Annotated in this window: 21 protein-coding genes; 13 read left to right on the top strand and 8 right to left on the bottom strand. The window is 50.1% G+C overall.

Features of this window, described 5'->3' with window-relative positions; genetic code table 11:
* The first annotated feature begins 98 nt into the window (after window positions 1-98).
* Complete coding sequence (locus AAC086_RS01840) at window positions 99-884, top strand: helix-turn-helix transcriptional regulator (protein ID WP_339774554.1); 786 nt, start codon at window positions 99-101, stop codon at window positions 882-884.
* 8 nt (window positions 885-892) lie between these two features.
* Here AAC086_RS01840 and AAC086_RS01835 read toward each other — a convergent pair whose 3' ends face one another.
* Window positions 893-2,050, bottom strand: a complete 1,158-nt coding sequence (locus tag AAC086_RS01835) for a PA0069 family radical SAM protein (protein ID WP_339774552.1) — start codon at window positions 2,048-2,050, stop codon at window positions 893-895.
* Between the two features lie 117 nt (window positions 2,051-2,167).
* Between AAC086_RS01835 and AAC086_RS01830 the strand changes: the two genes are divergently transcribed.
* Both AAC086_RS01830 and AAC086_RS01825 read left to right on the top strand, forming a co-directional pair.
* Complete coding sequence (locus tag AAC086_RS01830; protein WP_339774551.1) at window positions 2,168-2,431, top strand: GDP-mannose 4,6-dehydratase; 264 nt, start codon at window positions 2,168-2,170, stop codon at window positions 2,429-2,431.
* Window positions 2,432-2,576: 145 nt separating this feature from the next.
* Window positions 2,577-3,239, top strand: a complete 663-nt coding sequence (locus AAC086_RS01825) for a LysE family translocator (RefSeq protein WP_339774549.1) — start codon at window positions 2,577-2,579, stop codon at window positions 3,237-3,239.
* A 93-nt stretch (window positions 3,240-3,332) separates the two neighbouring features.
* Here the strand turns inward: AAC086_RS01825 and AAC086_RS01820 are convergent, their stop codons facing one another.
* From AAC086_RS01820 to AAC086_RS01810, 3 genes are all read right to left on the bottom strand, one after another.
* On the bottom strand, window positions 3,333-3,491 hold the full coding sequence (locus tag AAC086_RS01820) for a hypothetical protein (protein ID WP_339774548.1): 159 nt from the start codon (window positions 3,489-3,491) through the stop codon (window positions 3,333-3,335).
* A gap of 1 nt (window position 3,492) precedes the next feature.
* On the bottom strand, window positions 3,493-5,067 hold the full coding sequence (locus AAC086_RS01815; protein ID WP_339774546.1) for an L-lactate permease: 1,575 nt from the start codon (window positions 5,065-5,067) through the stop codon (window positions 3,493-3,495).
* A 287-nt stretch (window positions 5,068-5,354) separates the two neighbouring features.
* Window positions 5,355-6,374 carry an LLM class flavin-dependent oxidoreductase gene (locus AAC086_RS01810; RefSeq protein WP_339774544.1) on the bottom strand — a complete coding sequence of 340 codons (1,020 nt, stop codon included), beginning with the start codon at window positions 6,372-6,374 and terminating at the stop codon, window positions 5,355-5,357.
* Between the two features lie 164 nt (window positions 6,375-6,538).
* Between AAC086_RS01810 and AAC086_RS01805 the strand changes: the two genes are divergently transcribed.
* The gene (locus tag AAC086_RS01805) at window positions 6,539-7,063 is read left to right on the top strand and encodes an AAA family ATPase (RefSeq protein WP_339774542.1); all 525 of its coding nucleotides are present in this window, start codon (window positions 6,539-6,541) and stop codon (window positions 7,061-7,063) included.
* 40 nt (window positions 7,064-7,103) lie between these two features.
* Here the strand turns inward: AAC086_RS01805 and AAC086_RS01800 are convergent, their stop codons facing one another.
* Window positions 7,104-7,991 carry a LysR family transcriptional regulator gene (locus AAC086_RS01800; protein WP_339774539.1) on the bottom strand — a complete coding sequence of 296 codons (888 nt, stop codon included), beginning with the start codon at window positions 7,989-7,991 and terminating at the stop codon, window positions 7,104-7,106.
* A gap of 120 nt (window positions 7,992-8,111) precedes the next feature.
* Between AAC086_RS01800 and AAC086_RS01795 the strand changes: the two genes are divergently transcribed.
* From AAC086_RS01795 to AAC086_RS01775, 5 genes are all read left to right on the top strand, one after another.
* The gene (locus tag AAC086_RS01795; protein ID WP_339774537.1) at window positions 8,112-9,419 is read left to right on the top strand and encodes an MFS transporter; all 1,308 of its coding nucleotides are present in this window, start codon (window positions 8,112-8,114) and stop codon (window positions 9,417-9,419) included.
* Between the two features lie 1,285 nt (window positions 9,420-10,704).
* A complete protein-coding gene (locus tag AAC086_RS01790; RefSeq protein ID WP_339774534.1) occupies window positions 10,705-11,670 on the top strand; it encodes a hypothetical protein in 966 nt (321 codons plus the stop codon).
* Window positions 11,671-12,101: 431 nt separating this feature from the next.
* Window positions 12,102-13,826, top strand: a complete 1,725-nt coding sequence (locus AAC086_RS01785; RefSeq protein ID WP_339774531.1) for a carbamoyltransferase — start codon at window positions 12,102-12,104, stop codon at window positions 13,824-13,826.
* A 56-nt stretch (window positions 13,827-13,882) separates the two neighbouring features.
* A complete protein-coding gene (locus AAC086_RS01780) occupies window positions 13,883-15,226 on the top strand; it encodes an MBOAT family O-acyltransferase (protein WP_339774530.1) in 1,344 nt (447 codons plus the stop codon).
* Between the two features lie 8 nt (window positions 15,227-15,234).
* On the top strand, window positions 15,235-16,272 hold the full coding sequence (locus AAC086_RS01775; protein ID WP_339774528.1) for a hypothetical protein: 1,038 nt from the start codon (window positions 15,235-15,237) through the stop codon (window positions 16,270-16,272).
* A gap of 120 nt (window positions 16,273-16,392) precedes the next feature.
* Here AAC086_RS01775 and AAC086_RS01770 read toward each other — a convergent pair whose 3' ends face one another.
* Both AAC086_RS01770 and AAC086_RS01765 read right to left on the bottom strand, forming a co-directional pair.
* A complete protein-coding gene (locus AAC086_RS01770; protein WP_339774526.1) occupies window positions 16,393-17,391 on the bottom strand; it encodes a cysteine synthase A in 999 nt (332 codons plus the stop codon).
* 131 nt (window positions 17,392-17,522) lie between these two features.
* Window positions 17,523-18,152, bottom strand: a complete 630-nt coding sequence (locus AAC086_RS01765; RefSeq protein ID WP_339774523.1) for an NUDIX domain-containing protein — start codon at window positions 18,150-18,152, stop codon at window positions 17,523-17,525.
* Window positions 18,153-18,421: 269 nt separating this feature from the next.
* On the opposite strand from AAC086_RS01765, the gene AAC086_RS01760 reads away from it, so the two are divergent.
* From AAC086_RS01760 to AAC086_RS01750, 3 genes are all read left to right on the top strand, one after another.
* Window positions 18,422-18,862, top strand: coding sequence for a DUF3775 domain-containing protein (locus AAC086_RS01760; RefSeq protein ID WP_339774521.1), 441 nt, complete (start codon window positions 18,422-18,424; stop codon window positions 18,860-18,862).
* Window positions 18,863-19,320: 458 nt separating this feature from the next.
* A complete protein-coding gene (locus AAC086_RS01755) occupies window positions 19,321-21,003 on the top strand; it encodes a diguanylate cyclase (RefSeq protein WP_339774519.1) in 1,683 nt (560 codons plus the stop codon).
* A 304-nt stretch (window positions 21,004-21,307) separates the two neighbouring features.
* Window positions 21,308-22,771 (top strand): aminoacyl-histidine dipeptidase, encoded by a 1,464-nt coding sequence (locus AAC086_RS01750; RefSeq protein ID WP_339774517.1) that lies wholly within the window; start codon window positions 21,308-21,310, stop codon window positions 22,769-22,771.
* A gap of 49 nt (window positions 22,772-22,820) precedes the next feature.
* Here AAC086_RS01750 and AAC086_RS01745 read toward each other — a convergent pair whose 3' ends face one another.
* The gene (locus tag AAC086_RS01745; protein WP_339774515.1) at window positions 22,821-24,185 is read right to left on the bottom strand and encodes a DnaJ domain-containing protein; all 1,365 of its coding nucleotides are present in this window, start codon (window positions 24,183-24,185) and stop codon (window positions 22,821-22,823) included.
* Window positions 24,186-24,500: 315 nt separating this feature from the next.
* Here AAC086_RS01745 and AAC086_RS01740 point away from each other — a divergent pair, with 315 nt between their 5' ends.
* Window positions 24,501-25,544 carry a phosphoethanolamine methyltransferase gene (locus AAC086_RS01740; RefSeq protein WP_339774513.1) on the top strand — a complete coding sequence of 348 codons (1,044 nt, stop codon included), beginning with the start codon at window positions 24,501-24,503 and terminating at the stop codon, window positions 25,542-25,544.
* The last annotated feature ends 92 nt before the right edge of the window (window positions 25,545-25,636 follow it).

Below are 25,636 nucleotides of genomic sequence, written 5' to 3'. Positions count from 1 at the left end.
TGGGCAATGGCCCCATGCCAATTGCCGGTAACGGGAAAATAGCGTTATAAATTTGGCCGTACTCACGTATCAATGCCAATGAATACGGATTTAAAGCCATGGCTGATGATTTGATTGATCGAACTGTTTTAAGGGGTAAAAACCCGCCATTGTCGATCCGGGCGGTTTTGCGGCGCAGTGCTTTGGTGCGCCAAACGGCATGGCATCATCATGCCCAGGGGCAATTGATTGGCACCTTGACCGGGGCGATCCGCATTGAAACAGATGCCGGTGCGTGGGTTGTGCCGACCATTCATGCGGTATGGGTGCCGCCTTTGCACGATCATGCCCTGCAATCAAACGGGCCGTTTGAGGGATGGAGTGTTTATATCCCGCCTGCTTTATGTGCCGGGTTGCCAACATCGCCACAAGTGATTGTGGCAAGTGATGTGTTACGCGCAGCAATTACCCGTGCCGCCACCTGGCCCGATGGCCCCCAAAGCGATGCCCAGCACCGGCTGGCACAGGTGATTATGGATGAAATTGCCGCCGCACAGAAAGTTTCCTTTCATTTGCCTGCCCCGCGTGATGCCCGGTTGCAACGCATTGCCCGGCAAATCACAATCGATCTGGCCGATAATCGAACCATGGTGCAATGGGCCGATTGGGCGGGCATTGCCCCGCGCACGCTAAGCCGCCATTTCGCGGCTGAAACCGGTTTCACTTTTCAGGCCTGGCGGCAACGGGCGCGGCTGTTGGCGGCACTGGAAATGCTGGCATCGGGCCTTGCGGTGACCACTGTTGCGCTGGATTTGGGCTATGACAATATCAGCGCGTTTATTGCCGCGTTTAAAAAAACATTTGGGGTAACACCGGGCCGTCACCACGATATTCAGGCCCTGTAACGGATACTTTAAAACAGCGATAATTGACCATTGGCAGCGGGGCGGATAAACCCGCTGCAATCGAGATTTAGCGACCGCCCGGCCATATTGTGTTTGCGCCGGGCCAGGTTAAAGCGCTGGGCGATCAAATCGGCAATCGGGCCGCTGCCGCGCATCCGGCTGCCAAAGTTTGCATCATATAATTTGCCATCGCGCATTTGTTTGATCAGGGAAATCACCTTGTCGTGGCGGTCCGGGTAATGGTTTTGCAGCCATTCATCAAATAAATCGGCAATTTCCAGCGGCAAGCGCAACACAATATGCGACACCGATTGCGCCCCGGCCTTATGGCAGGCCGCAACCAGATTTTCGATTTCACTGTCATTCAAACCGGGAATGATCGGCGCGCATAAAGCTGTTACTGCAATACCGGCATCGCTAAGCCGGGCAATGGCATCCAGCCTGCGGTGCGGGGCACTGGCGCGCGGTTCCAGCAAGTTTGATAGCCTGTTATCAAGCGATGTCACCGACACCGCAACCGAGGCCCGGTTTTGTTTCGCCATCGGGGCAATCAGGTCGATATCGCGGCACACCAGGGCCGATTTGGTAATGATCGAAAACGGGTGCTGGCAATCGGCCAAAACCTGAATGATCTGGCGGGTCAGCTGTTTTTCGCGATCAACGGGCTGGTAGGGATCGGTGCTGGTGCCAATAACGATGGGTGCAGGCATATAGCTTTTTGCAGCCAGTTGTTTGCGCAACAGGGCCGGGGCTTCGGGTTTCCAGAACAGTTTTGTTTCAAAATCCAGCCCCGGCGACAGGCCCAGCCAGGCGTGGGTTGGCCGGGCAAAACAATAAACACAGCCATGTTCACAGCCGCGATAGGGGTTGATGGAGCGGTCAAACGGCACATCCGGGCTTTGATTTTTGGTAATGACACTGCGCGCGCCATCAATGCCAAGGGTGGTTTTCACGCGGGGAAGATCGGGATCTTCCATCAGGCCCGATGCCCAGCCATCATCATAGGCCTGATGACTGAATTTTTCATAACGGCCATTGGTGTTGGAAATCGCCCCGCGTCCTTTTTGCGCCCGGGCTGGCAGCACGGACGGATCAGAAGCTCGCCGGTTGTGGATGGCTTCAAAATCCTCAAACTCGGATGATGGGGCGGTGGTTTGGTTTTCCATAGTGCCACTATAGAACAAACAATGAACATTGCAATCGCAAAACCCCGTTTCCGCCTTTTGCGGGTTATGTTTGGGCGGTTGGCAGTGATCGGTGATTTTTAACGAAACGAGGGTGCCATGCGCGCGGTTGTAACGGGTGGTGCGGGTTTTATCGGGTCGGCGTTGTGCCGCTATCTGGTGGGGCAATGTGGCTGGCAGGTTCTGAATATCGACAAGCTGACCTACGCTGCCGATCTGCGTTCGCTGGCCGAAATTGAAGGCGCACCGGGCTATCGCTTTGTGCAGGCCGACAAACTGGAAAATCAGTTGGGCTGGCAACCGCATTGTGACCTGGCTCGCGGATTACGCGATACCGTGGCGTGGTATTTGAACCATGCGTAATGGTGGCAGCCGTTCCTTGATCGCAAATATCACGGTCAGCGCCTGGGCGTTGCCTGCCTGTGCGTGCTTTGGCGTGAAGTTTGTTTCCGGTTTAAAATATTTACGCTAACCTTTGGCAGTAAATTGCAAACCGGTGAACAAAGGTATGGCGATGGTTATGGAATGGTCTCAGATACTGACATTTGCGCTGGTAACGTCGCTTTTGGTGATGTCACCCGGCCCGAACGGGGTGTTGATTGCTAAAACGGTGCCCACATCCGGGCGTGCGGCGGGCTTTGCCAATGTTGCCGGGTTTGTTACCGCGTTTTATGTGCATGGCACGCTGTCCATTCTGGGTATTTCGGTCATTCTGGTGCAATCGGCACAGTTGTTTTTTGCCGTCAAAATGCTGGGTGCGGCCTATTTGTGCTGGGTGGGTTTCAAGGCCCTGCGCGATGCCTGGCGCGGGGTTAAAACCGTTGGCGAAACATCGCCCGCACGGCGCAAACGCACCTTGATAAAAGCCTATGGCGAAGGGTTTTTAACCAATGTGCTAAACCCCAAAGTATCGATTTTTTATCTGGCGGCTTTTCCTCAATTTATCCCTGTTGGGGCAGGCGGTGCCGGGTCTTCCGGGGCTGTCGGGGCGGCATTTATGCTGGTTTGTGTGCATGCCCTGATTAATGCCGTTTGGTTCACGGCGATGGTTTTGTTGCTGGCGCGGTTAACAGGGGCGGTGCGCAATGGTCGCTTCCAGCGGTGGTTAAAGGCCGTCACCGGCAGCGTGTTTATTGCCTTTGGCATCAAGCTGGCAACTTTCCGCCCGTAAATACCCGGCATATTGCTATATTTAAAATTTAATTTCTGTATCAGTTTGCGCCGCTCGATCAGGTGTGGATGCGGGCGCGGCGGGTGTGGGTTTTTACGTGCGCAAGGCAATCAGCGCCATCACCAGCACAAATGCGCCAAACAGGATGTCGGCCAGCAGGTTGTCATTGCCATTCATCGCCAGAAACGATGCCACGGGCAAAATCAACGAAGCCAGTACGAGAAAGACAGGGGTAAAAAGCATCTTTTTCATATCAGTGGCCCCCCAGCGCCATTGTGACCAGTAAAATGCCCAGCGCCCAAACACCGCAGAGCAGGGTCAGGATCACGCCGGTTTTTAAAACAACCGATAAAACCGGCCCTTCCTTGCCCGACAGCCCGACGGTGGAGCACCCGACCATGATTTTAGAGGGGGCCAACATACTGCCAAGCGATGCGCCGGTTGCCTGTGCGGCCAGAACAAGGGCGGTGGAAAGCCCCGAAAGTTCGGCTGTGTGGCGCTGGAACATGCCAAAAACCACATTGGAATTGTTGGTGCTGCCGGTCATGAAAGCGCCCAGCGCGCCAATGGCCGGGGCCACCACGGGATAGGCAATGGCAAAGGTGCCCGAAAACAGTTTTGATCCCCCTTCGGCCAGCGCATAGGTCATACCGGCATGGTCCATCATCAGGGCAAGACCAATGACGGGCACCATGCCAATGCTGGTGGGAAGGGCGCTTTTCAGGGTGCGTTGGGCAATGCGTTTGCCAATACCCGGTGCATAGCGCCCGCGCAGTTTGAAAAAGGTAAAGCTGATGGCGGCGGTATAAAGCAAAAGGGCACCGGGATGACCAAAAACCGCAATGGCCTTGGCTTTTTCAGCGGCAATATCCCAGCCCTGCAATGTTTGCATTGCCGGGAAAGACAAGGTTAGTTCAATGCCCGATAAAAACCGGCCCACCGGGGCGACAAAGGTTGCCAGGCCCACAATGATCATAAAGACCAGATAGGGGGTTAAGCCTTCGATCAGGGGCATTTTTTGGGCATCATCCGATCCCGGTTCGGCAATGTCGTCGGGGTGGGGTTTCCAGAACCGGGTGACAATGATCGATGCGATCAGCCCGAAAATCCCGGCGGTCAGCCCGCCCAAAGTCCAGACGCCGTAATTTGCCATCATATATTGGGCAACACCCATTACCCCGGCAATGATCACCAGTGGCACAATGCGGCGGCGAATGGTCAAAAACCCGCCATCCAGCCACAAAACGGCCGCCCCGCAGGTAAAGCCCGACAGACCCAGCAAAATGGCCGAATAATGGGTCAGCTCGCTGCCGGGGATGCCGGTAACGCCAATCAGGGCTTCAAACGACGTGGCCATATTGCCAAACAAAACCGACCAGCTATGCCCGATCATGGGGGCGGCAACCGCAATAACCGGCGAAAACCCCATGCCCAGCAACAACGGGGCGATGACAGCAATTGGCACGCCAAACCCGGCGACACCTTGTAAAAAGGTGGCAAAAACATACCCCAAAATCAGCAATTGCAAGGGCCGGTCATCGGTCAGTTTGCGAATGGCCGCGCCGATGGTTTTAATCGCCCCGGCTTCCTCTGCCGCGAAATACAGGATCAGCGCGGCCCACACGATATATAGAATATACAGGGCCAGCATCACGCCCTTGGCCTGGGCGACAATCAGCATATCGACCGGGGTGCCAAAGGCAAAAAAGGCGATAGCCGCAGTGATGAACCATGCCGCGGCACCGGCGCGCGCAGCGCCCCAGTTTGCCTTGATCATTAAAAACAAAATGGTGGCAATGGGCAGGGCGGCCAGAATAAACTTGATCATCGGGAATGCGTTAACCTTTGGGAACAACATGTTGTGGTTAAACACAAAACCGTTTTAACCGCCCGTGTATCATGTCCGATGCCTGTGATATGTGCAAGGGTGCGCAAGGCGCTTTTCGTATTATGGAAATGGTTCGGCTTACAGCAAATTGGTTCATCAAGGGGTAATTATGCAACCGGGAACGCATCATGCCTTATAAACAGGACGACAAAATGCCCACCAAACAGAGAAAGTCGTTTGGTGGGCATTGGTCGATTTAGGGCTGTTTTATGTGGTCGTGGTAGGGCTTAGGCGCATTCCTGCCGACTTTCCTTGGCCGCCAGTTCGTCGCGAATTTCGGCCCCGATGGCAAAGGATTTAAGGCGGGCATCATGATCGAAAATATTGGCCGTCAAGATCAGTTCATCGACCTGTGTTTCATATAAAAATTCGCGAACCTTGGTGCGTACTGTGTCGCGCGACCCAACGGCGGCATAGCGCATGGCGTGGTTAACACCGGCCCTTTCGATCGAATTCCACATCGCATCCATATCCTTGACCGGGGCGGGCAATTTTCCGGGGTTGCCACGGCGCAAGTTCAGGAATTGCTGTTGCATTGATGTTGCCAGAAACTGGCCTTCCGCGTCGCTATCGGCGGCAAAAAAGCCCATGGCGGCAGCGGCATAAGGTTTTTCCAGCTGCTCGGAGGGTTCAAACCGCGACCGGTAAAGGTCCAACGCCTGCATGAGATAATCAGGTGCAAAATGCGAGGCAAAGGCAAAGGGCAAGCCAAGGCGGGCGGCAAGTTCGGCTGAAAACAGGCTGGACCCCAAAAGCCATATCGGGACTTGGGACCCATAACCCGGCACAGCCCGAATAGGCGGGTTGCCATCTAGCGGCGCCAGGAATTGCTGCACCTGCAACACATCCTGAATAAAGCGTTCTTCGCTGCCATGCATATCGCGGCGCAGGGCGGCGGCGGTACGCTGGTCGGTGCCAGGCGCGCGGCCAATGCCAAGGTCAATCCGGCCCGGATACAGGGCATCAAGGGTGCCAAACTGTTCGGCAATGACCAACGGCGCGTGGTTGGGCAGCATCACGCCGCCCGATCCGACCCGAATGGTTTTGGTGCCACCGGCAACATGGCCGATTACCACCGATGTTGCGGCACTGGCAATGCCGGGCATGTTGTGGTGTTCGGCCAGCCAATAGCGATAATAGCCCAGCTTTTCGCCCAGTTGGGCCAGTTCAAGGGTTTTGCGCAAGGCATCGGACGGATGTTCACCGTCATTTACCGGGCAAAGATCAAGAATGGAGAAACGCGTCATAACATTATATCCTGTTGGGCGTCGGGCATTTTCTGCCGCGCCAAATGGGTCTGTTACGACCTAATTTAGGGCAAAAATGCCATAACGCCAGCGCGACCTGTTGCGGGGGCATTATTTCACGGGCAAATCAGGGGATTGGCGCGCATGAAGGGGTGGTTTTGGTCATGTTGATTATTTTGGGCGGCCTGCCGGGATGTGGCAAAAGCACATTGGCAAAGATGCTGGCAGAACGTTTGTCTGCTGTGTGGTTAAGGATTGACAGCATCGAACAGGCCCTGCGCGATGCCCATGATCTATATGGCAATGGGCCGCTTGAAATGGGGCCGCAGGGTTATATGGTGGCCTATCAACTGGCGGCGGATAATCTGGCACTGGGCCATTACGTGATTGCCGATAGTGTAAACCCGCTTGAAATTACCCGTGCCGCGTGGCGCGATGTGGCACGGAAGACCGGTGTTAAATTTGTTGAAATTGAACTGATCTGTTCGGATGCGGGGGAGCACCGCAAGCGCATCGAAACCCGGCAAACAAGCGTGCCAAATTTAAAACTGCCAGACTGGCAGGCCGTGCAAAACCGCGATTATCAGCCCTGGCACAGCGGCCAACTGGTTTTGGACAGCGCGCAAAATACTGCCGAACAACTGGTGGGGCAGGTGATATCGCGGCTGTTCGATGACGGCGCAGGGTGAGTTTTGTTTGGAAATTCACCCTAATGTTTTGATAATATGACTATTTTTGATCGTTGATCGTGCTGTCGATAAAGTTGCGAATGACGGTTGATGTGGTGTCGCGGCGATAGGCCAATGACAAAAAGGCGATGGCGGGAATGCCATCAATCGGGCGATAAGCAACCCCGCGAACCTGCAATTGTCCCATGGCCGCAGGCACAAGCGACACCCCCATTTCAGCGGCCACCAGATTAATTACCGACCCGATTTGCGGGGCCGATTGCCCCAGTTCCGGTTCAAAACCGGCATTGCGACAGGCATTGACCACGGTGTCAAAATGGGTGGGGCCCACTTCGCGCGGGGTTAAAACAAACGGGTCATGTGCCAGCATGGCAAGCGAGATGGTTTCATGAACAGCGGCAGGATGGCCGACAGGTAATACCGCCAGCATGGGTTCATTGCCCAGATCGTGCAGTTTGATGTTGGCATGATCGACGGTGTTTTGGCGCAGGAAGGCGGCATCAAGCTGCCCGTCAATCAGGTCTGTTAACAGCCGGGTGGAGTTGGTTTCGGTTAAGGTGAGCTTGACGGTCGGCCAGGTACGGCGAAAGGCGCGAATGGCGGCCGGCACCACCGGGCTAAAGGCGGCAGAGCCGGTAAAGCCAACATGAATGGTGCCAACTTCGCCGCGCGCGGCACGTTGTGCGGCATGAATCGCTTGTTGGGCAAGGTCGGGAAACTGGCACACGATGGCCTTAAAAGCATGACCGGCATCGGTCAGTTCGGCACCATGGGGAACACGGTGAAACAGTTTTGCGCCAATTTCGGTTTCCAGATCCTTTATTTGCTGGCTAAGCGGTGGTTGACCAATGCCAATGCGCTGGGCGGCACGGGTGAAATTGCCTTCTGCGGCAACAGCCAGAAAATAACGGATATGACGAAGTTCCATGTTTTGGTATCTCTAAAACATATTAAAAACGGCAGTAACATATATTGGACGGATGGCATGGTTGGTGCAACAATTTGGACAAAATAAAAACATCGCCCTACCACCCGCCAAGGATTGAAAATGACCGACGAAAAGGCAGGCCCGGACCTGCCACCGCGCAGCGATACCGAACCGACAGTAGCAGCAATGCCGACACCCGCCGCCGCGACAGCCCGTGACGACCAAAACTGGGTTGAACCTGGCACACCGGCCTATCGCCGGGTGGCGATGGCGCTGTTTTTGGCCGGGTTTGCGACATTTTCGCTGATTTATTGTGTGCAGCCTTTATTGCCTGCCTTTGCCGATGATTTTGCCGTCAGTCCGACGCAAAGCTCGCTGGCCTTGTCGTTGACCACCGGGTTTCTGGCCTTTTCAATTTTGCTGGCCGGTGCCGCGTCCGAGGCATTTGGGCGGCGGCGGTTGATGTTTGTGTCGATGTGTGCGGCGTCGGTGTTAAATATTGCCGATGCGTTTATTCCTAACTGGCATGTGCTGCTGATGGCGCGTGCGCTTGAAGGTTTTGTTCTGGGTGGGGTGCCTGCGGTGGCAATGGCCTATCTGGCCGAAGAAATCCATCCGCGCGGGCTGGGGCTGGCGATGGGGTTGTATGTCGGTGGCACGGCATTTGGCGGCATGGCCGGGCGGGTCGGTGTCGGATTGCTAACCGAATTTTCGTCGTGGGAAGTGGCATTGGGTGTTCTGGGCGGGCTGGATTTGCTGGCCGCGATTGGCTTTTTCATTCTGTTGCCGCCCTCGCGCAATTTTACCACCAAACCCGGCTTTCAACTGGCCTATCATATCGATGCCTGGGCGAAACATTTGCGCCATCCGGCCTTGCCGTTTTTGTTCGTGACTGGCGCGCTGTCGATGGGCTGTTTTGTGACGGTATATAACTATGCCGGGTTCCGCCTGGTGGCGGACCCTTATAATCTGGGGCAGGGCGAAATCAGCCTGATTTTTATGGTCTATCTGTTCGGCATTGCCGCATCTTCTATCGCCGGTGGCCTGGCCGACAAACATGGCCGTGGCCCGGTGATGGCGGTGGGCATTCTGGTGGCCCTGGCCGGTGTCGCCCTGACGTTGATGGGGGCAATTTATGGCGTGATTGGCGGCATTATTGTTTTAACCAGCGGCTTTTTCATGGCCCATTCGGTCGCCAGTGGCTGGGTCGGGCGGATGGCAAAACAGTCCAAGGGCCATGCATCGTCGTTGTATTTGCTGTCTTATTATCTGGGTTCCAGCGTGATGGGGTCTATTGGCGGCTGGTTCTGGACGCATGGCGGCTGGTCGGCGGTGGCCGGTTTTGCCGGGGCGTTGCTGGTCATCGCCTTGTTGGTTTCCGGGCATTTATGGCGTTATGCGCGCAGGGTTGAAACCCGACCTGTATAAAGTAGACTATGGAGATGCCTCGGACATAGCATAGCGTGAACCGATCCCCCGGAAGTTGGGCATTAACCTTTGGGGATGTCCAAATACACAACGATTTTCAAACATAGAGCCGTTGAATTCTACGGTAGCAGCGAGCCCGCTTGCCGGGAAGTGAGCAAGCATTTTGGTATCGATAGTTCAACAGGGCGTCACTGGCTAGGATCCTTGCCGCTAATGGATCGCGAGGCTGATGACGAAATTCAGATAGCCAGAAATGACTGATCAATGTGACAGCGTGTGCTGAGGCCAGAGAAAAACCCTATCTCTGAGCTGTCTTGGAAGTATTTGATAGCAAGAATATCTTTTTGTACTCACTCCCGGCGCCGCAAGATTGAGTAGAGCATGACCCGCAAAGGTAAATTCCTTGATAACGCTGTCATGGAGAGCTTCTTTTCTGTTCTTAAATACGAATGATTTCATCCCAATCACTTTACCCGCATCGACAGCATCGAAATCGTCTCGACGAGAATATTCATTACTACATTAAACTGAAAATCATAGAGCTAAGTCTTGTACAAGATAGAACTCAGTCCTTAAATTAACCAAACCTGCAAAATGCCCATCTTTTATGGAGGTCGTTCTGCTTGGAGATCATCATTTTCTGATGAAAAAAAAGTCGGTCGGGATTACATCCAGTCCGGTAAGGAACTGCCGATTTTATTTTCCATATATTAACCTTAAACTTTGAAAGGATGCCGTATTGTTGTCTATGTCGTTAAAAATGAAAATTCGCGGCGAAGATAGCGGTGAATGATTATTCTTACGTATACTTTAGTGGCGAAAATGGCTAGTCGAGGTTATTCGCGCATGCTTGACAGCATTGAGACGTGATGGTATCAATGTAAAATTGGGGTGTTTTGGGCAACATAAATGATTTGCAACACTCAAAGTTTTTTGTGGATCTGTGTTTTATAATTAACTCTGGTCTACTTAAAATTTACTTGGTTGTCGTAGGCAAAATAAAATTAATTAGTTAAGTTTTGTGGTTTCGGTCGGGGACGGTATGGGTGATTTTATATCAGAATTGTGCGGATTTTTTTTCTCGAAAGGTCGGCGAATTTTTCTTATACCGTTCTTTTTGATTTTGTTCTTATGCGCCTTTCTCTTTCTTTTCGCTAGCGGATCCGCATGGGCTCCATTCGTGTATGCGATATTTTAGATTTTTATGAACGTCGAATTAAACAAGCCTCAATGTTGTTCGTTGAGGCTTGTTTTTTTTGTTATTGGATGATTGTGAGTATGAAGCATGAATTTTCGGAATTTCGTTCGTAGTTCAATTATGGCTTTCGCTGGTGTGGTTGTCGCTTTTGCAATTGGTGAAGGTATTATACGGATTGCGACGGCAAACCAGAAAAATTATATAATTGAAATGTGGCGTTATGCAAAGTTATTGAAGAAACAAAGTGTGGACCCTGCTGTCGGGCATGATCATATCCCTAACAGAACTGCAATGTTGGAAAATGTTGCGGTTAGAATTAATAGTCTGGGATTGAGAGGGCCGGAGCCAGTAAAAAACGCGCCTCATCGTGTTGCTATAATCGGCGATTCCATCGCATTTGGCTGGGGGGTTCCGGAAGATGATACCCTTCGCGGCAATCTTGAGAAGTTATTACCTGATTCTATTGATGTCATAAACGTGGGAGTTGGGAACCGTAATATTGATCAGGCTGTATCGCAATGGATAGACTTGAGAAATAAAATTACTGCGGACACGTTGGTCATTGTGGTTGCTCCGCGCGCAACAACTTCGGTTTCCACCAAATCAGCCGGATGGTTGGTCGAGCATAGTGCGTTGGCCGCAATAGGCTTAACCATATTTGAACAATTATCCAGTGGCGAGTATGGTCCTCAGGCACTGGTTGATGGTTATAAAAAACAATGGTCTAGCCCTGAAGGTAAAAAAATTATAAAAAGCGCGTTCGACAAACTTCTGAAAATAAAAAATAAAGATAAATCTAATATTATAATACTAGATGTTCCTGAGCCGCATGATTTCAATGATTATAAATTTAATTTCATGCAGCAAGAGATCAGGAGTTTATCTGACAAATACGGATTTGAATATGTAAGTACTCTTTCTTTGCTGAAGGGGCCTCCATCCTCCAGCTATTGGGTTTCTGATCGAGATGTTCATCCGAATGGAAAAGCATTGAAGATAATGGCAGATGCGACGGTGGGTGATATAAAATTATTTTATGAATCTAATAAATAGAAATTTATTTGATGGGAAATTTAATGGTTGATAAGAAGGAAGAAAATGACGATCTATCTTTCCTCAGGAAAAAAAGCATTGCCATGTGTTGCGGCTTTTCGGTTCTGTCGAGTATCTCATATTTCAATAATGGGTTCTCTTGGCCGATCTTTACTGTTGCCGCAGTAATAATTATAATGTTAGGGATTTTTTATCCGTCGAAATTGTCGAATTTTTTCTATTATATTCAAAAATTACACAAAAAAATTGGCGTGGTCGCGTTTTTTGTCGTTTTTGTTTTTGTGATTACGCCTATGAGTTGGGTTTTACGTGCTTTACGACTGGATGACATGACGTCGCATCCGTCGGATTCTCCCATAACTTATTGGGAGACAGAAAATATAAAAGACTCGAACGATATTGATTTTACGAAGCAGTTTTGATGGTTTACTATGGAAAATAAAGACATCTATATTCTTGGTGTTTCCGCGTTTTATCACGATAGTGCTGCAGCTCTGATCAAGAATGGTCAAATCGTTTCTGCGGTTCAGGAGGAGCGATTTTCCAGAGTTAAGAATGATTGTTCTTTCCCGATCGAGGCGATTAAATGGATATTATCTGATAGTCATCTTGGCTTGTCCGATATTGACCATGTTGTTTTTTATGAAAAGCCATTCGTAAAATTTGAAAGAATACTTGCGACTTGTATTCATTTTGCGCCTAGGGGGTTCGGTCTCTTTAAAAAGCAGGTTCCAACATGGTTAAAAGAAAAGATATTTCAAAGAAAGACAATACAAAACCATTTTCAGGATAATTTTCCTGAATCAGGTTGGAACAAGAAGTTATTTTTTTCAGAACATCATCTTTCCCATTGTGCGGCGGCGTTTTATCCGTCTCCATTTGAAGATGCTGCAATTTTAACGATTGATGGCGTTGGCGAACGTGTGACAACGACAGTTTCCATTGGGCGTAAAGGTAAGATTGTACGTTTGGCAGAACTGAATTTCCCACACTCATTTGGCCTGCTTTATTCGGCAGTAACGGCATTTTTGGGTTTCAAGGTGAATTCCGGAGAATATAAAGTTATGGGACTGGCCCCATACGGTTCGCCTATTTATTCGGAAAAAATAAAGGAAACCTTGGTCGATATTCGTAGTGACGGTAGCTTTCGTCTCCGGATGAAAAATTTTAGATTTGCCACCGAAATGCGAATGTTTGGTTCAGAATTCGAGAAAATATTTTGTATATCAGCCAGAGAACCAGAAAGTAATATTGAGCAAATCCATATGGACATTGCGGCATCGGTTCAGCAGGTCTCTGACGAACTATTTCTTATGCTTGTTTCATATGTAAAAAAACTGACGAAACAATCGTCTCTTTGTCTTGGTGGAGGAGTCGCCTTGAACTGTGCTTCTACCGGGAAGGTATTAGAGAGCAAGATTTTTGATAAAGTCTGGGTGCAACCATCTGCCGGTGATGCAGGAAGTGCACTCGGGGCTGCGCTTGCTTATTACCACATTGGTTTGGGCCGCCCGAGAGCCGTTTTGAAGAATTATATGCCTTTCCTCGGACCAGAGTTCACACTCGATCAGATTCTGGCGGATCTGGATAGCTGTAAAGCCGGTTACCAGGTGCTATCACCTGACCAAGTGGTGCAGCGGGCGGCACAGGCCCTCGCTGATGGAAAAGTACTTGCATGGATGCAAGGACGTGCTGAGTTTAGTCCCAGAGCTCTTGGTCATCGCTCGATTCTTGCCGACCCTCGGGTAAAAGATTTAAAGAAGACGCTGAATCTTAAGATTAAATTCAGAGAATCTTTCCGTCCGTTTGCCCCAGCAGTTTTGGAGGAGGATGCATCGAACTGGTTTGATTTACCGTCCCCGTCTCCGTTGATGAATTTTATATGTAAAACTAGACCAGAAGTCAGAGATGTCGTTCCTAGCGTTGTACATGTTGATGGTACGGCACGGGTTCAGACCGTTTCTGAAGAATTTAACCCAGATTTTTATAAATTAATTCGTAAGTTTAAATCTCTAACAAATTGCCCTGTTTTGGTCAATACAAGTTTAAATGTTCGCGGTGAACCTATGGTCTTGACGCCGGCAGATGCATATAGATGCTTTATGAATACACGTATCGACTGCCTTGTTATCGGAAATGTCTATCTGGAAAAATGAATCTAACCTGGTGGTAGTTGGTTAGCAACTTTACTTTTTTTTTATGCGGTGTAGGAATGCTTTTTCAATTACCAGATTTTATTTTATTTTTTGGTGGGTTTTGTTTTATACTATCTATTGTACCAAAGAGATTTGTCAAGACTTATGTCCTGTTGGGGAGTGTTTTATTTTATTCTTTTTGGCTCGTTTCCGACGTTTTTTTGCTAATAATTTTGATGATTTTTAGTTGGGTTGCGTGTCGATGCATAAGTAAAAATACTAAACTTTTACCGTTCTTTATTGTAATTTCGGTTCTTCCTCTTTTTTATTTTAAATATGCGAACTTTTTCTTGCATTCGATAGGGCTGTCATCTGTTAATTTGCAAGTTCATCTGCCGCTTGGTATATCGTTTATTACGTTTACATTGATCAGTATGATGGTGGATTTATCAAGATCGCAACGCCCGGAAAGCAGTATGCTAGATACGAGTGCCTATATATCTTTTTTTCCGCATTTGATTGCAGGGCCGATTCTCAGAACAAGCCAGTTAATCCCGCAGTTAGATAAATTTAAAGTTACTCGTAAAAATATAATATATAATATTCCATTGTTCGCCACCGGAATGGTGAAGAAAGTTTTTATTGCTGACCCAATAGCTCGGTATGCCGATCCCATTTTTTTTAATTCTGGTTCCTATAATAGTTCCGAGTTGCTGGTGGCTGCAATTGGATTTTCCATCCAAATTTATTGTGATTTTAGCGCCTATTCTGATATGGCTATTGCAGTAGCAGGTATGATTGGCATTGACTTTCCTGAGAATTTTAGTTCGCCCTATTTGTCGAAGTCGATGCGTGAAATTTGGCGCCGTTGGCACATGACACTTAGTTTTTGGATACGCGACTATCTATTCAAACCCATGTATAAAAAAATGCGAAAATCCTCACCATATCTTCCTTTTGTTTTAACTATGACGCTGTCCGGTTTATGGCATGGAGCAAATTGGACATTTGTGGTGTGGGGTGCTGTTCAAGGAATTATAATCGCCTTGGAGACTTATTGTGATTACGATCGAATTTTGAAAAGAAAATGGTATTTAGGATGCATGGGAACTTTCTTAAATTTTTCAATATGGACCTTTCTATTGGTAATTTTTAGATCCTCGACTTTAAAGGAGGCTTTTAATTTTTACTCTTATTTTATGGATTTTAATTTTGGTAATATTTCAGATGGCGGCATGACTACCATTATTCTAATTTTAGTCGCACTTTCTTTTCATTATTTTGACCAAGTGGACAAGATCAGAGGGGCATTTGTGAAGGTTCCGGCATTTATCACTTTTTTTTCTTGTCTTGGGCTTATAGTTGGCGGATCTTTTGTCGCGAGTTCTCACCCGCAAAATTTTTATTACTTTGATTTTTGAGAAATGAAATGAAGAAGATAATTTCGGTACTCGTTTTTCTTGCTTTTCTTTTCTTCTCGTTCGATGGGTTTCTGGATTTCATCTCTTATGTGAAGCCAGATCTGACGAATTATTTTGCGGGGGAAAAAAAATTTAAGTCTTTGCCTGTTGATGTGGATCGTGAAAATATTTCACAGGCGTTTGAAGATGTTAATGGCATTAAGTACTCGATGATGCGTGTCGTTGGTAAGCTTCCGCTACCTGGTGATTATGGTTCTTATAAAATTGGTGCGAGGGGGGATAGGAAAATTGAATATTATAGTGATCAAAATATAGAAAATAATTTGAAACGTATTCTTATCCTGGGAAGTTCTCAGAGCTTCGGTTATTTTAGTGGTCCTGTTGATAATTTCGCCAATCAGCTTGCAATGGAGTTGCCAGAATATCGAATTAGTAATTTCTCGGTCCCAGGACAGATGATCGCAGAAACAAAGGCAAACTGGCAAAGGCTTTCTCTGCTTGGGGAGAAGTACGACAAGGTTATTATAATAGAAGGTCCAATTGACTTTTATAATTATTGCGCTCCAGGGTTCAATCTCTCTTTGAGAGAAGGTCATAGAATGGCCGTAATGAAATTGATCGACAAAGCGTCCCAAATATATAGTATGTTGACTGGCGATCAAGATAAGTACCAATCACCTTGTCTTGATGAGAGTTATAATAATTTATTAATAAAAAATGTTTTTTCTGATTTTAAAAGCGTAATTGAATATGGTCGTGATATTGGAAGCGAAACATATATTGTCGTGCCACCATCGCCTTACGTTGGTAATGTTAATGTAGAGAATTTAAGTGAAAATAATCTTGCTTTCAGGAGCTTGGTGATCGAATTAGGCGTGGATTTGGAAAAGGAGTACCAAGATATTCCACAAGTGATTGACATGAAGAATATTTTCTCGGGTGCTGGGCCTATGTTTTTGGATTGGGGCGGGCACTTTACGCCAAAGGGAAACAAGGTATTTGCACAATCTGTCGCGAATTTTATAAAATCAACAGATTATAATTGAAATATTTTAACCTACCTTAATTGTAGGAATTGATCTTGAGTAAGGCGTGCTGTCAGAATTAAAAACGCCCCCGATATGTTTTCGGGAGCGTATTTTGTTGGCAAAAAGGCTGGCGACTGACTATAGCCATTCGGGGCTTGGTAGGCCCTTTTCCTTAAGGAATACCGGGTTCCACAGTTTGCTTTGATAGCGCGTGCCAAGGTCACACAGGATGGTGACAATGGTGTGGCCCGGCCCCAGTTCGCGGGCCAGCTTTACCGCACCGGCAATGTTGATGCCGGTCGATCCGCCCATGCACAGGCCTTCTTCTTTTAAAAGGTCAAACACGATGGGCAGCATTTCAGCGTCCGTGATCTGGAAAGGATGATCAATTTCAAGCCCTTCCAGATTGGCGGTGATGCGGCCCTGACCAATCCCTTCGGAGATAGAACCCCCTTCGGATTTCAGTTCGCCATGTTTGTAATGGTTAAACAGGGCGGCCCCCATCGGGTCGGCCAGGCCGATCTGGATGTTTTTGTTGCGTTCGCGCAGCGCCATTGCGGTGCCTGCAAGCGTACCGCCAGTACCAACAGCGGTGATAAAACCATCAACCTTGCCATCGGTCTGCTGCCAGATTTCGGGGCCGGTGGTGTCATAATGGCCCTGACGGTTGGCAACATTGTCAAACTGGTTGGCCCAGATGGCCCCGTTTGGTTCGGTTTTTGCCAGGTCTTCGGCCAGACGGCGCGACACATGGACATAGTTGTTTTCATCGCGGTACGGTACGGCAGGAACTTCGCGCAGGTCGGCACCCAAAAGACGCAACAGGTCTTTCTTTTCCTGGCTTTGCGTTTCCGGAATCACGATAACCGTGCGATAGCCTAAGGCATTGCCAACAGTTGCCAGGCCAATGCCGGTATTGCCCGCCGTGCCTTCAACAATAACGCCGCCCGGCTGTAACAGGCCGCGTTTTTCGGCGTCGCGGATGATGGCAAGGGCCGCGCGGTCCTTAACCGATCCACCCGGATTGGTATATTCGGCCTTGCCCAGAATGGTGCAGCCGGTCAGTTCCGAAACCTTTTTTAGCCGGATCAGCGGCGTCCGGCCAATGGCCTCGATGGTGCCATTGCGAATGTCCATGACAGACTCCAGATCTATCGTTTTACAAAATATATGCCTGTTGATTGATCTTTTTCTACACAAAAGTCAACACAGTTTTAAAAATATAACGTAAATTTTGTGTCAAATATAATATTTGCACAATAAATTTGTTATTTATGTCGCGTTGCGTTCTGGCGCAGGCGGTCGCGGTTTAGCATCAACCATTGCATGGCCATGATAATGGGCGCGTTGCAAAAAACGCCGTCTTGCAGCATGGCAAAACACGTGTCGGACGATTTGGTGAAAACGCGGATGTCTTCGCCTTCTTCGGCCAGGCCATGCAGGCCACCTGCCTTTTTGCTATCAACCTGTCCATAAAATATCTGCACCGTTTCACTGGTGCAGCCCGGCGATGTGTAATAGCGCGGGGTGATGATTTCGAGATCGCCAATGATCGCACAACCGGATTCTTCCATGGTTTCGCGATGTGCAACGTCTTGCAGGGTTTCGCCGGGCTCGACAACGCCCGCGACAATTTCGACCAGCCACACGGGCATGTCGGGGCTGTTTTTATGAACGCCAAGCGTGGCGGGGCGAAATTGTTCGATCAGGACGACTTCATCACGCACCGGGTCGTAGGGCAGAACGGCAACGGCATGGCCGCGTTCGAGCACTTCGCGCCGGATAACCGGGCTTTGAGCGCCGTTAAACTGTTTGTGGCGCAGTTCATAGACATCAAGTTTGAAATAACCGTCCCAGCCCCGTTGATGTGTGATGATATCGACGTCACGATAATCCAATTTTTCTCTCCGATTTATATGCGCTATAATTGTAACCTTATCCCAGCCTGCGCCATCGAGCCAGCATGGCAGGTCATTTTACCAAGGCACCCATGCGTGATTTGCAGCAGGGATTTGGAACATTTCTGTGCCCTGATGGTTACAAGGCACAGATGATTGCCATAATAATTGGTGGAAACATGGCGCTGCGCGGACAATGGTATGCCTTGTCTTTTGTGGTCACGTGCCGCGACGCGATCATGCGTTTTCTTTAACGAATGGAGAATTTTATGGCGGACGTTGTGGATGATACTGAAACAGATGATTTTCCAGCAATTGATTTGGAAAAAATCGCCTTCATCCTGTTAAAGGCGCGTGCCTTTGACGCGCAGGAAGATGTGGTTGAGCCTGATTATGGATCGAACGGCTCAGACGACCAGTTTCGCGAGGTGCTTGAGGCCTATGGCGGTGATGCGACGCATGCTGAACTGGTGGATGCGATCAATGACCTGAACTGGGATGAACAATGCCATCTGGTTGCTTTGGTCTGGATTGGCCGGGGCAGTTTTGACGCCGAGCAGTGGCAGGAAGCCTTGAAGGAAGCCGAAGACGGGCACACCAACCACACGGCTGAATATTTGACCGGGATTCCGATGCTGGGCGAATATATCGAGGAAGGTCTGTCGGCGTTTGATATCTCGGTTAGTGATATTGAGGCATCCCACCTTTAAATGTCCAATTTTCAATCTATGATTGAAATTCTATAGTCAGGATATCGTCAGGGCAGAGCCGGTTTTCGTCTTCTTTTGTGGCGATAAAAGGATAAGTCGTCTTTGGGTTAGGGAGATGATGCTTTCGAATGGGAGGCCCTGCGAATCCTGGCTAAAAGAATAGTTATTGTTCGAATTTGTTTTAAAAAAGTCACATAATTTATTGTTTTTTAGGCATATACGCCCTTTTCTGTATCTGTACGATAGCTATACAATATGCACAATTCACGAATTAAAGCTCTGGTTGGCATGAATTCCTCGTGAAAAATACTATATTAAGGACTGCTATATTATAGATATCGCAGAAAAGCAGTCTCCATCAACTATGGGTTTTATTGGTGGTATGCGTAGCCTTTGTCAAACGTGATCGCATGGATCGCGTTTGACATGGCTGTTATTGTTGCGACCGGGGGAACAGGTTGGCGCGCTTCGAGAAAAAAGAGATTGAAGGTCTCTATGGGCAATCTGCTGTTGGTGTTGTTATTCATCGCGATCTGCGGGCGATATATGTCAATGATGCCTATGCCCGCATGGCAGGGTGCAAGGATGCCGCCGATTTTATGCAGAACCCTGATCTTGTTCGTTATATTCCCCCCGCCTTTCACCGCGAATCCCAGGCACTTTACGATAAGTTCATGATGGCAACCGGCTTTCACGGCTGGAAAAAGGTCTATAATATTCGCCGTGACGGCACGCCGGTATGGCTTGAAATCAGCGATGAAACCATTGAGTGGGAAGATGGCCGCGCCCTGATGACCACAGCACAGATGATCGAAAATGGGACAACCGCGATGCAGGTTGACCATATGATGGGTCGGTCGTTTGTCGGGGTAACCGTTCATCGCGGGATGCAGGCTTTATATGTGAACGACGCTTTCGCCCGGTTGCTCGGGGCGGGCAATGCCAGCGATTTTATGCAAAACCCCGATCTTTCCCGGTTTATCGATGTGTCAGTGCGCGAAAAACGATCAGCTTATAGCGAGAAGATTTTGCAGGGTGTTGTCGCCGGAGAGCGCCGCCGCGAATGCATTTGCCTGGATGATGGTCGTGAAGTTTGGTGGGATCTGACCGACGAGCGCATTTTGTGGCATGATGGCAAACCTGCGGTTTTAACGACGGCGCATGATGTGTGCGAAGAAGTGCGCATGACCAACATGCTGGTGCGCCATAAAAACAGTCTGGAAAATGCGGTGGCCGAGGTGATCCGTATGGTGCCGAGCGCTGTTGCCATGTTTGACGAAGAATTGCATGTGCTGCATTTCAATCGTGAATTTTCCCGCCTGTTTTCGCAAAACCCGGGTGTCTATCCTGCCGCCACACCGGAATTTGATGTATCGGGCCTGCACGCGATTTATCGGGAAATGGTGCTGGCTGGTCATGACCACGCCGATCGCAATGGTGTGATGACGCCGTCGGGGCGCATGGCCGATATCCGGAGCAATCGTTTGCTAGGTGGCGGCATGATGGTGTCCGCCCTTGATGTGACCGATCATAAGGAAGTGGAAAAGCAACTGGCGGTTCTGGCCTCGACCGACCCTTTGACCGAGGTCTTGAACCGACGCGGTTTTGAAGGCGCTGTCAGCCGCCTCGAGGATATCAGACGGTTGCGCAACAAGGCCTGGCTATATGGTATTGCCATGCTTGATCTGGATTATTTCAAGCAGATCAACGACAATTTTGGCCATGCCTGTGGCGATCGGATATTGCAGGAGGTTGCCGCCGTGTTGCGCGGGGCGCTGCGCGAGGATGACCTGGTTGTTCGGCTGGGCGGCGAGGAGTTTGCTGTTTTGCTGCCATCGGCCACGGCACGCGTGACCATGGACATTGCGGGGCGGCTGGCACAGCTGATCAGCGACATTCGTTTGCCTGTTAAAGGTGGTGATGCCGCCGTGGTGACTGTTACCGTCAGCATTGGTGTCACCATTGGCGGGGATGTGGGGGATCGTGAAATTGATTTGCCGACAGCCCTTCTGGTCGGGGACCGTGCCCTGTATCAGGCCAAGCAAAATGGCCGTAACCGGGTTGTTTATGCCGACCCGACCCTGCCATCGACACAGGTTCTGCCAGATAACGACACCCGGTCCGATGAAACACCCGCGTGATTGTATCTTTGGTTGCTGTGATACGATCGGCAGCATTCCGGTTTGGTGCGCACGATTGGCCTGGGCTGTGCGGGAAATCCCTGACGAGACGGTGGAAATGCATCCCGATATGCGATAATCAGTAGGCTGTCGGGTTTTGAAGAACAGGCTTTCAGGGCAACGTCATTGCGCATCCCCACATAAACCGTTTCCTGTGCGGGGTGGTTTATGGGGCGTTATGATCCATTCGCGACGGTGATGCTATTGCTGAAAGCAACGATGTTCTTGGGCCTGCATGTTTCGATCCAGACAGGAGAGCGCCGCCGTGGGCAATATCAGCCAAATAGAACCAACTGCAATTTGGGCCAATTTTCAGAAACTGTGTGACATTCCGCGTCCTTCGACCAAGGAAGAGGCTGTGTTGCAGATGATTGAAAAGCTGGCCGATGATCATGGGTGCAGCCATTATCGCGATAGCGGTAGCAACCTGGTGGTGAATGTTGCAGCGACACCGGGCTATGAAGATCGCAAAATGACGGTTTTGCAGTCCCATGTCGATATGGTGACCCAGGCCAATAGCGGATCGACCCACAATTTTGATACCGATCCCATCAATGCCTATATTGATGGTGAATGGGTCACGGCCGATAACACCACGCTGGGGGCCGATAACGGGATTGGCGCTGCGGCGATGCTTGGGGTTCTGTGCGATAAGTCGGTTGCGCATGGCCCGCTGGAATTGCTTTTCACGGTCGATGAAGAACGCGGGCTGACCGGTGCGATGAATTTGGAGCCCGGTCGTTTACAGGGTGAAATCCTGCTGAATCTTGATACCGAAGATGAATACGAACTTTATGTTGGCTGTGCGGGGGGCGGTGATCTGGTCGCGCGCTGGCAATATGGTGCCGATGTTGTCGCCAACGATTTGATTGCCCGTAAAATTGCCCTGACCGGCCTTAAAGGCGGGCATTCAGGCATTGATATTATTCTGGGGCTGGGGAATGCCAATAAATTGATGGCGCGGTTTATGCGCCCGTTATTGCGCGATCTTGATGCGCGGATTGTGTCGATCCAGGCAGGAACCGCACGCAATGCCATTCCGCGCGAATCATTTGCCACCATTGTCTTGCCTGCTGATAATTCAGATGCATTTGATAGCGCATTGGCCGCATTTCGCGATGCCGTGATCGGCGAATATGCCGATATTGAACCGAATTTTGCCATTGCCGCATCGAATGTGGATTTGCCGGAAAGTGCAATGACACCGGCCGATAGCATAACCTTTAATAACGCCATTCTGGGCAGCCCTAACGGGGTGCAAGCCATGAGCACCAGTGTTCCCGGTATTGTTGAAACATCGATTAATCTGGCCATTGTTTCGGTGGCGGACGGGCAGGCGAAGGTAACGCTTTCGGCGCGCAGTTCCATTTCCAGTGCGCGTGATGCGACGCGCGATGTTGCGACGGCTGTTTTTGAAAATATCGGGGCGACTGTGACCTGGGGCGATGCCTATCCCGGTTGGAAACCCAATATGGACAGCGAAGTGCTTGAGATGATGCAGGCGGTGCATCGGGATCTGTTTGGCAAGGATGCCGAGGTAAAGGTTATTCATGCCGGGCTGGAATGTGGTGTTTTAGGGTCGAAATATCCTAATTGGGATATGATTTCGTTTGGGCCGACCATTAAACGTGCACATAGCCCCGATGAATGCGCCCATATCCCTGCTGTGGCCCGTTTTTGGGATTATTTGCAGGCGGCGTTAAAGGCCATTCCGGTAAAAGCTGCCTGATTTTGGCGGGCAATAGCCTGGTCATTTTTAAATGCGACTGGCTTTTGGGTCAGTCGCATTTGTTCTTTTTACACCATTCATCACGCGCGGCGCTGCCATCGCCGGGCACCAGCGCATCGGCGTTTACATATCCGTCTTCGCCAATTTCAGTTTCGACGCGGATCCAGAAATTTTGATTTTCGCCAATCAGAAAAACAGTTTCAAACCGGGACAACTGACGCATGACCGGAAATTTGATGCCAGCCCCTGATCGTAAATTCAAAAATTGCCGATCGACATAATAAGGATCGGTTTTAGGGGAGATCAGGTCGTCGATTTTGTTGCGCAGGGTTGCAATGGTTGTGCGAACCTGCGCGGGGAAATCGGTGCTGAAATAGGTGTGGGCGGGACCAAATGCCAGAAGAAGGCAAAAGATCACCACGAATATCGGCCCTAAATGCAGCAAGGCGTCAAGCATGGCGACCCGTTTCCATTCATCGCGCACGCGCCGTGCTGGTTGCCCGGTATCAAGGCGGCGTAAATTGGCCCTGATCTGTTCGGCCAGGGCCGATCGGTTGTTGCCGATAAAATCGGATGCCTGCAACAAAACAGCGCGGGCCAGTGGCTTGTTGCCGTTGCGTTCAAAGGCGGTGGCCTGATTAAACAAAAGCTGTGCGTTGGCTTCGGGCGGGAACACACCGCCGCGCATATTGGAAATAATTGCCCGCCATGCCGGAAAAAAACTGCGCCAGCCCCAAAACCCACCCAGCCAGGTGCGCAGGCTGGCGCGCAGCGCCATGCGACGCGCTCCTTTGGGCGATAAAACCGCGCTGACGGTTTGGCGGCGCATTGAATTCAGAAAACCGTGAATCACGGTAAATTCAATATGGCGCGGCTGGGCTGAAATAACATCGGTTATGGCGCAGCGGGCAAAGCCGCTGGCGTCGCCATTGCGACTGGATGATTTATGATGGCGGCGGGCACCGGGATTAACCTTTGGGTCGCGCTGCCCGGTTTTGGCCTGGTGGCGCTGATAGGCGGAACTTGCTTCGGCATAGCGATCTTCGCGGTCATGGGGCTGTTGTTTGCGACCCGCCCCGGCAAAGCCCTGTTTGGTGGCGCGGGCACGATCGGCACCCGGTGCGTCGCTGGTTGTGCCTTTGGTGGTTTTCGCGCCTTGGGGTGATGTGGCATCGGGTTTGGCGGCACCCCCCGCACCCGTACGCGGCCCATTTGGCGGGCGGCGGCGAATCCCGGCCAGAATTTCATAGGCTTCGGTCACATCCTTGAACCGGTCTTCCGCATCGGCATCGGAATTGCGGTCAGGATGAAATTTAAATGCCATTTGTCGATAGGCCAGCTTGATTTCTTTTTCACTGGCACCGGGGTTAAGGCCCAACTGGCGATAATATGGGATGAGGGGGTCGTGGCTCATGCGGTTTTTGTTGTCTCTTGGGTCTGTCAGGCCAGCGGAGTATCCCGCAAGAACGCCGTTTATCAGGCAGTGCCGCCATTACAGGCAGGCATATTGTGAAATATCAGGGCGTTTGGCGCCACACTTGTTTGTGTTTTATCAGGAATGCAAATGCATTGGTATGCTAGTTATGATTGCTTTTGTGGTTATGGGTCGGACCAGAGGGCCTCTGTGGTGCGCTGTGTTGCCATGCTTTCATCCTTTACCTTGCCGGGGGGATCATTGATGATGGGGGGGCATGAATGTCGAACAATTTAACACAAGCGGGCGATGCCATTGAAATTCAAGTTCTGGCAACGAAAATCATCGAATGCCAATCCCTATATCGACGATGCCGGTTCACAAGATGACCCGCTTGCGGTGACGGAAGCGGTCAAGGTGCCTTTTCGCAAGCGCCTTCGTGCGCGCTGGGAAGGGTACGATGACCCGGTTGAATATTATCTGATGGAACAGCAACTAGACGATTATCGGCGCTGGTTGCAACGGATGATGGTTTTAGCCGCGATGCCGGTGGAAGAAGAAGCCGGTGAACTTGACCTTGATGACGAAGTCGGGAATTGGCCGCCAGAACGCCTGAAGCTTTATGGCAAACTGTTTGATCGCGGCATCATGAAGCCGGGCGGGCATGAATATGCGATGGAGCTGGCAAAACCATTGGCGCTTGACGAAACCATGAGCTGCCTTGAAATCGGGGCGCGCCTTGGCGGGACTGCCCGACTGTTGGCCGACAAATTCGGAGTCTGGGTTACGGCACTGGAACAGGATGGCGAACTTGCCCTGCGGGGGATGGAGAGATCTGTTGCGACGGGCAGTCAGAAAAAGGTGCCTGTTCAGCAATATGATCCGCTGGTACCGGATTTTCGCGCCAAGTATTTCAATGTGGTCTATTCGTTTGGGGAAATGTTCCTTGTCGAGAAGAAGGATACCTTTCTTTTAAAGCTGACCGAATCGCTGCGCGAACAGGGTCAATTGCTGATTACCGATTATGTGGTGACAGCAAAAGCTGACGAGTCTTCGGGAAATTATCGTCAATGGGTCGAAAAAGAGGACATAAAACCTCATCCATGGACGGCGGATCGTTACAAAGACGTGCTCGGAAAGCTGCGATTTGATATTCGCATCGCCAAAGATGAAACCGAATTGCATGTCTCACAGATCAAAAGTGCCTGGATAGTTTTTCTCGCCGAGCTTCAAAGAAGCGGTTTGGACCCCGATTTCACCGCTTTTCTCGAAGATGACATGGAAATGTGGATGAGAAGGGTAAAAATGCTTGAAAATGGTGAACTGGCCTATTATCGGTTCTACGCAACGCACGACTAACGCACTGACACAGCCCGGTTGACAACTTGAGGCAAAATTATTGCGTTTTAAGTGTTGACAGGGACTGGGGTGCCTTCTATTTTCCCGGCTCC

Source organism: uncultured Thalassospira sp. (assembly GCF_963976115.1).
Taxonomy (GTDB): Bacteria; Pseudomonadota; Alphaproteobacteria; order Rhodospirillales; family Thalassospiraceae; genus Thalassospira.
Note: the sequence above shows the minus strand (reverse complement) of the source record. Positions and strands in the feature narration are given on the sequence as shown.